This is a genomic window from Halomonas sp. KO116 (genome assembly GCF_000734975.2).
Lineage (GTDB): Bacteria > Pseudomonadota > Gammaproteobacteria > Pseudomonadales > Halomonadaceae > Vreelandella > Vreelandella glaciei.
This window is the reverse complement of record NZ_CP011052.1, coordinates 3,949,784-3,963,900: the sequence shown is the minus strand read 5'-3', so window position 1 is coordinate 3,963,900 and position 14,117 is coordinate 3,949,784. Positions and strand designations below refer to the sequence as shown.

Below are 14,117 nucleotides of genomic sequence, written 5' to 3'. Positions count from 1 at the left end.
ATCAAAACGAGGTGTGTTATGAACGCTAAAAAATCTGCACTTTTCGCCGCCTTGGCGGCACTTCCGCTAGCCATTGCCAGCGCTAATGCTCAAGCGCAATCCTATGAAATGGTGATCGCCACGCAGTTGCCCGAGGATATGAGTAATAACGAAATCTATCCGGCGCTGGTGCATTTCAAAAATTTGGTAGAGGCGCGCACCGATGGAGATCTAGAGGTCACCATCTTTGGTGGCGGCCAGCTGGGCTCTGAAGTGGAAAACGGCTCGGAAGTGCAGGGCGGGCGAACGCTACAGTCGACCATTATGTCCGCCGGGGCGATGTCATCCTTCTACGAAGACTACCAAGTCGTTACGGCGCCTTTCCTGTTTACCAACTGGCGCCAGGCGTGGAGCTTCTTTGACAGCGAATGGTTCGCCGACTTTATGTCCGGCACCGTCGAAGATGCCGATATGCGCTATTTGGGCACCTTCGACGATGGCGGTGGTTTTGTCGCTTTCACTAATAACGTGCGCTTGATCGAGACCGTTGAAGATTTAGAAGGCCTTAATATCCGTACCGAAGAGAACCCTGCCCACGTGGCGATTATGCGCTCGCTAGGCGCTTCTGCTACGCCACTGCCCTGGGGCGAGCTGATCACCGCGCTGGAAACCGGCCTGGCCGATGGTCAGTTCAATGCGCCGGTACTTAACACCACCTTTAACTTTGATGCAGTGACCGACTACACCACGCTCACAGGGCATGTGTATAACAGTGCGCCCTGGGTCGTCAGCGAGTCGTGGTACCAGTCGCTACCCGAAGAGCATCAGCAGGCCGTGATTAGTTCTGCGCGGGAGGCGATTCAGCTGAGCCACGGTATGTCTGGCGCGTTAGCGACCGCCAGTTGGGTCGAGTCCTGCGAGCGCTTCGAGGAGTGCTACCTAATGCCCGACGCCGAACGCGAGCGGATGGCGGCAATTGCTCGTCCCGCCTGGCAGGCGTGGATCGTCGATGACTTCGGCATGGACGAAGCCCGTGTGCAGGGGCTGCTGGATGAAGTCGAGCGTGTCGGCCAGCAGTTGGCAGACGACGACTACCGCATTTATGGTCAATAAATGCAGGGCCAATAAGGCTAGGGATAAAAAGAACCAGGCCAATAACGGTTAGCGAACGATATACGCTGGGGCGATGTGTGGCCCCAGCGTGAGGAAAAACCATGAGTGTTTTAACTCCTTTGCGCCGCGTGAGTGATCTCGTCAATCAGGTGGCCATCGTGGTGTGTGTGGGCTGTATCCTGGCGATGCTAGGCATCTCGTTCACTGCCTTTCTCTACAAGCTGATCACCGGTAGCACGCTGAGTTGGACCTACTCGCTGGCGCGGCTGTTTCTGCCCTGGATCGGCTTTCTTTCCATGACGATTTCGCTGCGCTACGGCGAACACGTCGCCATGACCCTGCTGGTTCGCAGCTTGCCCCGCGTGATGGTACAGGTGGCGGCCGGGCTCTGCCTGGCGGTGATCGGCCTGTTTGCACTGATGCTGACCTGGTATGGCTGGGACTACTTTATCAGCGCCACTCAGGTTTACATGGTCTCCGATCAAATCCGTATTCCCAGCAAGTTCACCGCCATTGTCATTCCCATTAGCGGGGTGATTATGCTGCTGCACTTGGTGCACGGCTTTGCCCTGCTGGAGCACTTCATCGATGAGCAGGACGTGATTGGCGAACTCATCGACACTACTGACGGGGAGCACCGCTCATGACTCCTGCCATTATTGCGTTTGTCGTGCTGCTGTTTATCGGTGCGCCGGTAGCGGTGGTGATGGCCATGTCGGGGCTCGCGGGCGGCTTTGCGATGGGCGGCGAGCGCATGCTCGGTATTATTGCCGACCGCATGTTCTCCGGCGTCTCCGGCTTTCTGCTGATTGCCGTTCCCTACTTTATTTTCACCGCGGAACTGATGAACCAGGGCGGGCTGACCCACAAGCTGATCGCGTTCAACAATGCGCTGTTCGGCCGGGTGCGCGGGTCACTCTCTCACGTGAATATCTCGGTCTCGGTGTTCTTTGCGGGTCTCACCGGCGCGGCGGTCACTGATACCGTGGCCATCGGCAAAATTATGATCCCCGAGATGAAAAAGCAGGGCTACGATGCCGAATACGCCGCTGCGGTTACCGCCTGTTCTTCCATCATCGGGCCGATTATTCCCCCCAGCGTGGTGATGGTGGTGTACGCCACACTGCTGCGGGATATTTCGGTGATTGACCTGTTTGCCGGTGGCATTATTCCTGGCCTGTTGATGGCGCTGGCGCTACTGGGCGTCAGTTTCTTCCTGGCCTGGAAGCGCAACTACCCGAAACAGGCACCCACACCCTTTAAGGCGGCCATCATCGCGCTGTTAGTCGCGCTGCCTGCCATGGTGGTGCCGCTGATTATCCTCGGGGGGATTCTCTCGGGGCTCACCACGATTACCGAAGCCTCGGGCTTTGCAGCGGTTTACGCCATTGTGATTGGCGTGGTCTTCTACCGTAATCTTACCTGGCGGAAAATTTGGGATTCGCTGGTGACCACGGTGCGCTTCTCCGGGGTAGTGTTTTTTCTGCTGGCAACCTCGGCGGTACTGGGCTGGTTCGTTACCCGCTCGGGCATCGCGAGGGATGCAGCCAGCATGATCACCACTTTTAGCGATGTGGCCTTTGTGCAATTGATGCTGGTGTGTCTGCTACTCTTGGTGATTGGCACCGTGATGGACGTGCTGCCTGCCCTGGTGGTCATTGCGCCGGTGCTGGTGCCTGCGATGATCCAGCTGGGTTTTGACCCGCTCCACTTCGCGATCCTGATGATCGTGGTGCTCAATATCTCCAACGTGACACCGCCAGTGGGGATGACGCTGATGACTGCCGCGCGAATAGCCGAGGTGCCGTACGAACGGGCGATCGTGGCCTCGCTGCCGTTTTACGTGTCGTTTTTAGTAGTGATAGTGCTCCTGGCGGCGTTCCCAGCACTCTCCACCTGGATTCCGTCACTGCTGTAATTTAGCTAAGGACTGCAACCCATGAAGTGTTTTTATCACCCTGACCAAGCGTTGCATGCGCCGCCGACCTTCCTGCTGCGCGGTCAGCCCGTGCCCTCGCCGGAAGGCCCGGTGCGCGCCGAGCTGCTTACCCAGGGGCTAGCAACGGCAGGGCTGACCCTGACCACACCTGCCGAGGCCGATTCGCCTACGCTGCGCAAGCGTCTGGAACAGATCCATACACCGCGCTACCTTACGTTTTTGGACACCATTTACGCTCGCTGGCAGGCGCTGCCCAACGCGGCGGAATTTGTTGCACCCAATATTCACCCTTGCGGCGGTGGTCACCACTACCCGCGTCACCCGATTGGGCAAGCGGGCTGGCATTTGCATGATATGGCCTGCCCGCTAAGTGCGACCAGTTTTCAAGGTGCGCTGGCCTCAGCCGCTAGCGCCGAAGCCGCGGCAGAAGAAGTGCTTAATGGCGCGCCTACGGCCTACGCGTTGTGCCGCCCGCCGGGTCACCATGCCGGGCCGGAGCGCGCAGGGGGCTTTTGCCTGCTGAACAATTCTGCGCTGGCGGCGACCGTGCTGCGTGAACGCTATGGCAAAGTCGCGATCATCGATGTGGATCTCCACCACGGCAACGGCACCCAGGATATTTTTTATCACCGCAGCGATGTCTGGACGGGCTCGCTGCATGCTGACCCCAGCGACTTCTATCCGTTTTTTTGGGGCGGTGCTGATGAAGAGGGCTTTGATGAGGGCGTAGGCGCTAACGTTAATCTACCCTTGCCGGTAGGCAGCGACGGGGATGTCTATCTGGACGCCCTGGCAGTGTTAATCGATCACCTGCAGCGCTATGAACCCGATGCCGTGGTGGTAGCGCTAGGCTTGGACGCCCATAAAGATGACCCGCTCGCGGGGCTCACGGTGGAAACCGAGGCGTTTATCGAAGTAGGAAAACGCTTAGCGGCACTCTCGCTACCCATGGTGATTGTGCAGGAAGGGGGCTACCCCACCGAGCATCTAAGCGCCAACCTGACTGCCTTTATGCAAGGTTTTACAGCATGAGCAGAACCGGTTTTTACTGGCACGAACGTTGCTTTTGGCACGACCAGGGCGCGATAGGGGTATTTTCCGCGCCCGGTGAGTTTTTACAGCCTCAATCCGCCTCGGAAAGCCCGGAGAGCAAACGGCGGCTGAAGAATATACTCGAAGTCAGCGGCCTGATTGACGAGCTGAACGTGGTGAAGCCACCCGCCGCCGAGCTGGATGACCTCCTGCGTTTTCATACCCCGCGCTATTTGGAACAACTGCAGGCGGGGGATCAAGCCCAGGGCGGCAACGGCGGCGACTGTGCACCTTACATGCCCGGCAGTTGGGCGGCGGCCACTCATTCAGCGGGGCTAGCCGTGGCGGCTATTGAGGCCGTGGCGCTGGGGGAGATTAGCAACGCCTACGCCCTATGCCGCCCGCCCGGCCATCATGCGGAAGCCGATCAGGGCCGCGGGTTCTGCCTGCTGGGTAATATCCCCGTGGCGGTGATGCGCGCCCGTGCCTTGGGGCAGGTTAATCGCGTGGCGATACTCGATTGGGATGTTCACCACGGCAACGGTCAGCAGGCGGCGTTTTATAACGAGCCTGAAGTCTTTACGGTTTCTATCCATCAGGCGGCGAACTACCCGCTGGAAACCGGCAGTTTTGACGAGCAGGGCGAAGGCGCAGGCATGGGCGCCAATCTTAACCTGCCGCTGCCACCGGGCTGCGGCCTGGGCGCCTACGCGTACGCCATGGAAAAATTGGTGCTGCCCGCGCTTGAGGCGTTCAAACCTGACCTGATCGTGGTGGCCTGCGGTTACGACGCCTGCGCTAAAGATCCGCTAGGCAAAATGCTGCTCAATAGCCAAGCGTTCGCCACCATGACCGCCCAGCTTGAAGCACTGGCCGAGCGCTGCTGCGCTGGCAAGCTGGTGTTCATTCACGAAGGTGGTTATTCAGAAGGCTATGTGCCGCTCTGCGGCCACGCGGTGATCCAGACTCTGGCGGGTAGCGCGATTGCCGTGCCCGACCCGCAAAACGATGAAATTGCCGCTTGGGGCTATCAGGCCCTGCAACCGCACCAGCAGCTGTTAATCGACGACTGGTGCCAACAGTGGGAGCAACGCAAACAATGACACCGCTTTATGACCGCGATGGCTGGATTTGGCACGATGGTGAATGGCTGGAGTGGCGCGAAGCCAAGGTGCACGTATTCACCCATACGTTGCACTATGGCATGGGCTGTTTTGAGGGTGTACGCGCTTACGCTGGCCCTTCGGGCACGCATCTATTTCGTGCTGCTGAACATACCCGCCGCTTAGCAGAAAGCGCTCATTCGCTGGATATGCCGCTGCCGTTTAGTGAAGCGGAACTTATCAATGCCCAGCGCGAGTGCCTGACCAAAAACGGCCTGAGCAATGCCTACCTGAAACCTACCGTGTTTTTTGGTGCAGAAGGTTTAGGACTACGCGCCCAGGGGCTAACCACTCACGTAATGGTCGCCGCCTGGGATCTAGGCCCCTATATTTCACCCCAGGCCGCCACACACGGTTTGCGCGCGCTGACCTCTTCCTGGGCGCGTCACCACGTCAATATCAGCCTATGTCGTGCGAAAACCAACGGCCACTACGTTAACTCGATACTGGCGCTGAATACCGCAATCAAGGCTGGGTTCGATGAAACCATCATGCTCGACCCGGAAGGCTATGTAGCCGAGGCATCGGCGGCGAATGTCTTCTTGCTGCGCGATGGCGTGCTGCACACCCCGGAAGTAACGTCGTGTTTGCAAGGCATCACCCGGGATAGCGTTATTCAGCTGGCGCAAAAGGTGCTGGGTATTGAAGTGCGTGAGCGGCGGATTACCCGTGATGAGCTCTACACCGCCGATGAGGCATTTTTAACTGGCACCGCCGCCGAAATACTCCCGCTGCGCGAGCTGGATGGCCGCCGCATTGGGGGTCGCGCTGGCGCACCACCCACCAACGAACCCATCAGCCAAGACAGTGTGACGGCTCAGCTGCAGGGCTTATATCGCCAGGCGGTGCGCGGCGAGCTGGATGATTTCAGGCATTGGTTAACGCCTTAGGGCTAGTGTGGCGGGAAATCAGCATGCCCCGGTGCGAGGGCAGGTTTCCGCGAGGGCGCTGTGAACCCATCCCTGGGCGCTACTTTTTCCATCCCTGGAAAAAGACCCTCGCTCCAACCTGCCCTCGCACCTACTGAGCAGATTTACCCATTTAATCATGCGTGTTCTTTAATAGCCTGTTCGAGAGCATCCAATCTTCCTGGCTCTAGCGCAGCTTGCACGGCGGTAATGCGTATCACATTGGCAAGCTCTGGGTGTGTCAGGCGAGTGACTAATACGCCTTCGGCGAGCAGTTGTTGATGTACCTCGGCGGCGAGTTCGGCGCTGGGCAGGCGAATGCCGATAAAGTTGGTGGCGCTGGGCAGTACATCGGCACCCAGTGCGCGAAAGTGCTCGGCCAACTGCTCACGGCGGGCTTTTACATCGGCGACGTGTTGGTGAACCTCGTCAGGGTGGTCGAGCACCACTTCGGCGGCGGCCAGGGTCAAGGACGATACCGCGTAGTGAATGCGCACCTTCATCATCATCGCCAGCACCTCAGGGTCGGCGATGGCGTAGCCAATGCGCAGACCCGCCAGGCCATGAGCCTTGGAAAGCGTGCGCAGGCGAATCACCCCCGGTATTGCTTTGGCAGCGAACTCGCTACCCGCGTCATCGCGGAAGTCCCCATAGGCTTCGTCTAACAATAGCCAGCAGGTGCCGGGCAGCGCCTCGCGCAGCTTGAGGATGGCGCTGTCGCTATGTAAGTGGCCGCTGGGGTTATCCGGGTTGGCCAGATACACCAGTCGTGCGTTTTCCTGATGCGCCGCTGTTATAAGAGCTTCCAGGTCAGGGGCTAGCACGCCCGGCGCTTCATAGTAGCTGGGCTCAATCAGGCGACAGCCTTGGCCTTTGGCAAAATAGCCCAAGGTGGGGTAGGTGCCTGCGGTGCTTACCACGGTTTCCCCCAGTTCGCAGGTGGTGCGCAGGGCCAGGGCGATTAAACTATCGGCACCGGCATCTACCAGCAGCGTTTCCAGCGGAATACCTTGCTGAGCACTCAAGCGCTGACGCACGCCCAGCGCTTCAGAATCGCCGTAGCAGTAAACGTGTTCGGCTAGGGCATCGCCAAAGTGTTGACGCAGGGCACGGTGGGGCATATCCAGGCCTTCGTTGGAGCCCAGCCGGTGGGGGATTGCCCGGCCAAGTCTGCGCTCCAGCACCTTAATGCCCGGAAACGGATTAACAGGGCCTTCACTCAGTAAGTGGTTGGGGTAACGGGGCGTGCTTTGAGAAGGCATAACGATTCCTAAAAACGATATTCAAATCAGTATTGACGATTAGCGTAGCGCGTTGATTTAAAGCACTTTGCCGGGGTTTAACAGATTAAGCGGGTCGAACGCTTGCTTGAGCGACTGCATCAGCGCGATTTCATCGCTAGAGCGGCAGGTACTCAGCCAGGGGCGCTTTTCCAGGCCAATGCCGTGCTCGGCAGAGACCGAGCCACCCAGCGCCGCCAGCGGTTGATAAACCATCGCTTCCACTTCACGGCGCACTTCGGGATCGAAGCCTCCCACGCTAACGGAAATATGCAGGTTGCCATCGCCCAGGTGACCAAACACCACCAAACGGGCAGCTGCCCAGCGCTGGGTTAGCTGCGCTTCCAAGGCATCGGTATAGCGCTGCATATCGGCAATGGGCAGGCTGACATCGAAGGTGAGTACCGGCGCCAGGCCTTTGACCAGCCCCTCAATATCTTCTCGAATGGCCCATAGCCCATCGCGCTGGGTAGTCGATTGGGCAATCACCGCATCGACAATCAGCTCGCGCTCTAACGCACTTTCTAATGCTTCGCTGAACTGGGTGGCATTGCGCTCAGCGTCGCTGCCCAGGGACTCAATGATCACATAAAACGGGTGCTCGGTGGCAATCGGCGGAGTGTGGCGGCCCAGGGTTTCGGTGAGGAGCCGGTAGTGGTTTTGCCACATCACTTCAAAGGCACCCAGGCTGCCGCCAAGCGCTCTGCCCATATGGCTGAGTAGACCGGTTAACGCCTCAAACGAAGGGCAGGCCACCATCGCCGTTTGCTCGCTGGGAGTGGGTGGCTGTAGCCGCAGTACCGCGCGGGTCACAATGCCCAGAGTGCCTTCGCTGCCGATAAACAGCTGCTTTAAATCGAAACCGGCGTTGTTTTTCAGCATGCGGTTCAGGGAACTGACCACGCGGCCATCAGCCATCACCGCCTCAAGCCCTAACACCTGCTGGCGCATCATGCCGTAGCGAATTACCCGAACGCCACCGGCGTTGGTGGCGATATTGCCGCCAATGGTGCAACTGCCCCGAGCACCGAGATCCAGCGGGAACTGCAGGCCGACCTCTTTAGCCGCCTCCTGCACCCGTTGCAACGGCGCGCCTGCCTGCACGGTGAGGGTACCGCCTACTTGATCGATCTCTTCGATCTCGGTCATGCGTTCTAAGGAAATCACCAGCTCATCCGGGCTCGCTTCTGCGCCGTGAACCAGGCCGGTGAGGCCGCCGTGAGTCACCACTGGCTGCTGCACTGCGTGGCAGGCCTGCATGACGGCGGCGACTTGCTCCGTATCCGCCGGGCGAACAATCGCCCCAGCCTGGCAGGGCGCGCCGGTCATCCAATCCACGCGTCGGCTGTGCACATCGTCGCCGGTTAATACATGGGCGGGGCCAACAATAGCGCGCAGCGCCTCCAGGGTTATTTGCATGTGTTTTCCTTAGCTTGTCTTTCCTATCCGATAAACTACGCTGTTGCCGCCACGGGGGCTTCGCGGCCGGGAATCGCCTTGAGCAGATCCTGGGTATACGCCTCTTTTGGGGCGAGGAAAATCTGCTCGGCGCTGCCTTGCTCGACGATGCGCCCATGCTGCATCACCACAATGCGGTCACAAATATGCGCGGCGACGCGCAGATCATGGGTGATGAACAGCAGCGACAATGAAAGCCGCTGTTTTAACTCTTCCAGCAGTTCCAGCACTTGGGCCTGAATCGATACATCCAGCGCCGAGACAGCTTCATCCGCCACGATCAGCTCAGGGTTAAGCGCCAACGCTCGGGCAATGCCAATACGCTGACGCTGGCCGCCGGAAAACTCGTGAGGAAAGCGCTCCACGGCGCTGGCGCCCAAGCCCACCATGTCGAGCAGCTCGCCCGCCTGTTTAAGCGCCGCGGCCTTGGGCGTGCCGTTGGCAATGGGGCCCTGAGCAATCGCCATGCCCACTTTGGTGCGCGGGTTGAGCGAAGCGTAAGGGTCTTGGAAGATCATCTGCACCCGGTGACGTTCCCGACGCAGCGCATCGCCCTTGAGCTGGGAAAGATTCACCCCATCCAGCAGCAGTTCGCCGCTATCGGGGTGCTCCAAACGCACCACGCAGCGCCCAAGGGTGGATTTGCCAGAACCAGACTCACCGACAATCCCCACCGTTTCGCCGCGGGCAAGGGTTAGCGATACATCCTCTAGGGCACGCACTTCCCGGGAAGGTTTAAGGAACCCGCCCCGGGAGCGAAAGACCTTATTGAGCTGCTTGATCTCCAACAGCGGGGCGACCTGGCTGGTCTCCCGGTGGGGCGGCACCGCATTGCTGGGAATCGCCGCAATCAGCGCTTGGGTATAAGCGTCTTGAGGGTTCTCAAGCACCGACTTGGCGTCCCCCAGCTCGACGATCTTGCCGTGGCGCATAACGCAGACGCGGTTGGCGATTTCGGCCACCACGCCAAAGTCGTGGGTGATAAACATCACCGACATGCCGCGCCGCTGCTGAAGGTCGCGAATCAGCTCAAGGATCTGCGCTTGGGTGGTCACATCCAGCGCCGTGGTGGGCTCGTCGGCAATCAGCAGAATGGGCTCCAGCGCCAGGGCCATGGCGATCATCACCCGCTGGCGCTGGCCGCCGGAAAGCTCGAACGGGTAGGCGCGAATGGCTTTTTCCGGCTGTGGGATGCCCACTTCGATCAACAGCTCCAGCGCGCGGGTTTGGCGTTCTTTGGGGGTGAGCTGGCCGTGGGCCTCAAACACCTCGGCAATTTGCGCACCTACCCGCATCAGCGGGTTCAGGGCGGTCATCGGCTCCTGGAAGATCATGCCGATTTTTAGCCCACGCAGGGCGCGGTGTTGTTTTTCCGTCAAGGCGAGAAGATCCTGCCCCTCGAACAGTATCTCGCCCTGGGTGGCGTTTACGCCCTTGGGTAGCAGCCCCATCACGGCGTTGGCGGCCATCGATTTACCAGAGCCGGACTCACCCACTACGCACATGATTTCGCCGCGCTTCACCTCGTAGCTCACATCCTCTACCGCCAGGGCGCGATCCGCCCCTTTAGGGAGCGCAATGTTCAGATCGCGAATGCTGAGGACGGTGTCAGCCGATTGATTCTCTGTAATAGGCATATAAAGTCCTTAGCGCTCGCGTGATAGTTTGGGGTTCAGTGCGTCGTCTAACCCTTCACCCACCAGGTTTAACGCGAGTACGGTGAGCAGAATCGCCACCCCGGGGAAGAAACTTAGCCACCACGCCTGACGAATCACCGTTCGCGCTGCGCCGATCATATAGCCCCAGGACATCACGTTAGGGTCGCCCAGGCCGAGAAACGACAGCGCCGACTCCAGCAAAATCGCGGTGGCGACCATGAGCGATGCCAGTACGATAATTGGCGACAGCGTATTGGGCAGAATCTGACGCAGAATGATGGTGGTGTTGGACTGGCCGACCAGGCGCGCGGCTTCCACATACTCCCGGTTGCGCAGCGACATAAACTCGGCGCGCACTAAACGCGCTACCGGTGGCCAACTGACAATTGCAATCGCCAGCACAATCGAGGTGATGCTCGGCTGCATAATCGCCACCAGCACTATCGCCAGCGCGAAGTTGGGGATGGTCTGGAAGAACTCGGTAAAGCGCATCAGTACGTCATCAATGATGCCGCCGTAGTAACCGGCAATAGCACCAAGCGGTACCCCAATCAGCAGCGCCACGCTGGTTGAGACTAGACCGATCAAAAGCGACACCCAGGCACCGTGCATTAAGCCTGAGGCCATGTTACGCCCCATGGTGTCGGTGCCCAGGGGAAAGCCATCTTGCGAGAGCGGCGGTAAAAAGGGCCGCTGCACCATGCGCCAGGGCGACTCAGGAAACAGCAGCGGCGCCAGTATCGCCATGGCGATAATCAGCAGCAGGATGATCAGGCCGACGAGGGCGCCACGGTTTTGCGCGAAGCGTGCGAAAAAGCTCATGCGGCCCCCTTCTTGATGCGTGGATCAGCCAGGCTGTAGACCAGATCAGTGATGATATTGAAGACGATGACCAGGGCCGCCGAGAAGAAGAAAATGCCCAGCAGCAGGTTGTAGTCGCGCTGCTGCAACGCTTCGAACATCAGCCGCCCGATGCCAGGCCAGGCAAACACGGTTTCGGTTAGAATGGCGCCGCCGACCATCTGCCCCGCCTGCAGGCCAGCTAACGTGATGATCGGTAGCAGGGCGTTACGCAACACATGACGGCGCTGAATAATGCTGGGCTTCAAGCCTTTGGCGCGGGCGGTTTTGACGTAATCCTGCTGCGCGGCATCCAGCATTGAAGTGCGCGTCATGCGGGTGTAAATCGCCATAAAAAATAGCGCTAAGGTGGTCGCCGGGAGCACCAGATGTTTGGCAACATCGAGCACCAGCGCAAACCCCGTATGGCCTGCCCCCACGGTGTAAAGACCGTAGGCGGGCAGCCAGCCCAGGTAGACGGAGAACACCACCACCGACATCAGCGCGACCCAGAACAGCGGCGTGGCGTAGAACACCAGCGCCAGCGCCATAATCAGTGAGCCAGAGGGTTTCTTGACCCGTGACGCGGCCATGGAACCCGCCACGATGCCCAATACCAGCGAAAGCACAAAAGCGGTGCCGGTGAGCAGTAGGGTGGCGGGTAAGCGCGCCATAATCAGATCAAACACCGGGACGCCCAATCGGTAGGAGTAGCCAAAATCGAGCATGGCGATACCCGACACATAGCGCCACAGCTGCACGTACATCGGCTGATCGAGCCCAAACCGCTCGCGCAGTTGGTTGAGAAACTCCTGGTCCGCGGCACCCGCTTCACCGGCCAGAATGGCGGCCGGGTCACCGGGGGCCAGCTGAATCAGTAAGAAGTTAAAAATAACGATTAAAAACAGCACAATCACGGCTTTAAACAGCCGCATCAGTATGAGGCGCGCGTAAACCATAAGTCGTTTCCTGACGAATACCTTCAAGACATAGCTTAAAAACCCAGGTAGCTCGCGCTACCTGGGTGGCTTGGGGCTAGCGATCTAGCCAAGCATCTTTAAAGCCGTCGTTGACGCCCACGCCGGAGGTGACGAGGTTCTGCACATCACAGCGGTACAGGGTCGGGAAGCCCAGCTCCATCAGCCAGCCAACGGGCACATCTTCGTGGAGGATTTCCTGTACTTCGCGGTAAAGTTTTTCGCGCTCTTCGTCGGGGAAAGCCGTGGCGGCCTCGTTGAACAGTTCGTCCACACGCTCGTTTTCGTAACCTTCCACGTTATTCCAGGGCGAGCCCTTGGCGATGTTGTCGGAAAGGTAGGTGCGTGAAATACCTAGTGCAGGGTCGCCGTACTGGTAGAGATAGGTAAAGGCGAGGTCGTAATCCCAATCGCCCAGGCGCTGGTTCCAGCCGCCCACGTCGGTGGCTTGGGTTTCAACGTTAATGCCCACTTCACGCAGGTTCTGCTGCACGGCTTCGGCCCAACGCGTCCAGGTTTCACCGTAGGGCAGCGGCAGGATCGTGATCTCTTCGCCGTCGTAGCCCATTTCATCCAGCAGCTCACGGGCGCGTTCGGGGTTGTGATCGTAGGGTTCCAGGTCATCATTCTGGAAGCGTGCATTGGAGCCAAAGGCGGAGAGCGGTACATTGCCCAGACCGTTCCACAGAACATCTTTGGCGAACTCGCGATCCATGGCGTACATCACCGCTTGGCGGAAGCGCTTATCAGCGGTGGGCCCTTCGCGGTTGTTCATCCACAGCATGGCGAAGGGGCTGAAGTACTCGTGGCCCTCTTCGGTCATGCAAACGTTATCCATCTCGGCCAGGCGGGGAATATCGAAGTTCTCGACAGTACCGCTGGGCAGCACGTCAATGGTCTCGTTCTCGAACGCCACCGCACGGGAGGCGCCGTCAGGAATGATGTGCCAGTTCACGCCATCAAGGTAAGGCAGGCCTTCTTCGTAATAGTCATCATTTTTAACCAATTCGATCACCGTGCCGCGCTCCCAGTTGGAGAACTTAAACGGGCCGGTACCGATGGGGTGGTCATTATGCTCGTTATCGCGGAAGTCGGTGCCCGCGTAGAGGTGCTCGGGCACCATGGTGAAAGTGCCTGCTTCAAAGGAGAGCAGGAAAGGGCCGAAAGGCTGCTTTAGGGTAAACACCACCGTGTGATCGTCGGTGGCTTCGATGCTTTCCACATGCTGCAGCACGGCGCGGGCGCTGGGGTTCAGCTCGCGGTGGAAAACATCCGCGGAGAACACTACATCGTCAGCGGTGAAGTCTTCGCCGTCGTGCCAGGTTACGCCTTCACGCAGATGGAAGGTGTAGGTGCGGCCATCGTCGCTAACCTCCCACGACTCCGCCAGTTGCGGCATAGGTTCAAGGTCGGTGGAGTAACGCAACAGGCCTTCGTAGATATTGCCCGAGACGGTACGTGTGGGCGCGTTCTGAACCATGCCCAGTACCAGGCCAGGCGGCTCCGGCTGGATAATGGTGTTAACCACACCGCCCTCTTTAGGGTCATCAGCCAGGGCGGCGGATGTGAAAGCGAGTGCTGCAGCGGAAATAGCCAAAGCTAAAGGTTTTTTCATGTTTCCTGCTCCTCGGTTATTAGCACGTAATGAGGTTACGTCGTCGTTAGGCGAGCGAGGCGTGGCGTGTCCGGCCCAGTTGTGGTGGTTATTGGGGGCCTTTTTTGAACCTTGCACTTTGAACTTAGCAGCATGAGGTAAAACTGTCGACAGTC

General features: G+C 59.0%; 12 protein-coding genes. 6 read left to right on the top strand and 6 right to left on the bottom strand.

Going from position 1 to position 14,117, the window contains the following annotated elements; genetic code table 11:
• The first annotated feature begins 18 nt into the window (after positions 1-18).
• The 6 genes from dctP (at position 19) to KO116_RS18040 (ending at position 6,116) form a co-directional block, all read left to right on the top strand.
• Entirely contained in the window at positions 19-1,092 is a 1,074-nt protein-coding gene (dctP, locus tag KO116_RS18065) for a TRAP transporter substrate-binding protein DctP (protein WP_035564538.1), read from the top strand.
• A gap of 101 nt (positions 1,093-1,193) precedes the next feature.
• The gene (locus KO116_RS18060; protein WP_008959742.1) at positions 1,194-1,739 is read left to right on the top strand and encodes a TRAP transporter small permease; all 546 of its coding nucleotides are present in this window, start codon (positions 1,194-1,196) and stop codon (positions 1,737-1,739) included.
• The gene (locus tag KO116_RS18055; RefSeq protein ID WP_008959741.1) at positions 1,736-3,010 is read left to right on the top strand and encodes a TRAP transporter large permease; all 1,275 of its coding nucleotides are present in this window, start codon (positions 1,736-1,738) and stop codon (positions 3,008-3,010) included. Before KO116_RS18060 ends, KO116_RS18055 begins: the two co-directional genes overlap by 4 nt.
• A 21-nt stretch (positions 3,011-3,031) precedes the next feature.
• Positions 3,032-4,063: a histone deacetylase family protein gene (locus tag KO116_RS18050; RefSeq protein WP_035564536.1), complete on the top strand. Its 1,032-nt coding sequence runs from the start codon at positions 3,032-3,034 to the stop codon at positions 4,061-4,063.
• Complete coding sequence (locus KO116_RS18045; RefSeq protein WP_035564534.1) at positions 4,060-5,166, top strand: class II histone deacetylase; 1,107 nt, start codon at positions 4,060-4,062, stop codon at positions 5,164-5,166. The genes KO116_RS18050 and KO116_RS18045 overlap by 4 nt, the downstream gene beginning before the upstream one ends.
• Positions 5,163-6,116 (top strand): branched-chain amino acid transaminase, encoded by a 954-nt coding sequence (locus KO116_RS18040; RefSeq protein ID WP_008959738.1) that lies wholly within the window; start codon positions 5,163-5,165, stop codon positions 6,114-6,116. The genes KO116_RS18045 and KO116_RS18040 overlap by 4 nt, the downstream gene beginning before the upstream one ends.
• Positions 6,117-6,271: 155 nt before the next feature.
• Here KO116_RS18040 and KO116_RS18035 read toward each other — a convergent pair whose 3' ends face one another.
• From KO116_RS18035 to KO116_RS18010, 6 genes are all read right to left on the bottom strand, one after another.
• Positions 6,272-7,396 (bottom strand): pyridoxal phosphate-dependent aminotransferase, encoded by a 1,125-nt coding sequence (locus KO116_RS18035; protein WP_035564532.1) that lies wholly within the window; start codon positions 7,394-7,396, stop codon positions 6,272-6,274.
• A gap of 57 nt (positions 7,397-7,453) precedes the next feature.
• A complete protein-coding gene (locus KO116_RS18030) occupies positions 7,454-8,833 on the bottom strand; it encodes an FAD-binding oxidoreductase (RefSeq protein WP_035564530.1) in 1,380 nt (459 codons plus the stop codon).
• Between the two features lie 35 nt (positions 8,834-8,868).
• The gene (locus KO116_RS18025) at positions 8,869-10,509 is read right to left on the bottom strand and encodes an ABC transporter ATP-binding protein (protein WP_035564528.1); all 1,641 of its coding nucleotides are present in this window, start codon (positions 10,507-10,509) and stop codon (positions 8,869-8,871) included.
• Positions 10,510-10,518: 9 nt separating this feature from the next.
• Positions 10,519-11,352 carry an ABC transporter permease gene (locus KO116_RS18020; protein ID WP_035564527.1) on the bottom strand — a complete coding sequence of 278 codons (834 nt, stop codon included), beginning with the start codon at positions 11,350-11,352 and terminating at the stop codon, positions 10,519-10,521.
• Complete coding sequence (locus KO116_RS18015; RefSeq protein ID WP_035564525.1) at positions 11,349-12,329, bottom strand: ABC transporter permease; 981 nt, start codon at positions 12,327-12,329, stop codon at positions 11,349-11,351. Before KO116_RS18015 ends, KO116_RS18020 begins: the two co-directional genes overlap by 4 nt.
• Positions 12,330-12,405: 76 nt before the next feature.
• A complete protein-coding gene (locus KO116_RS18010; RefSeq protein ID WP_035564524.1) occupies positions 12,406-13,962 on the bottom strand; it encodes an ABC transporter substrate-binding protein in 1,557 nt (518 codons plus the stop codon).
• Positions 13,963-14,117 lie beyond the last annotated feature (155 nt).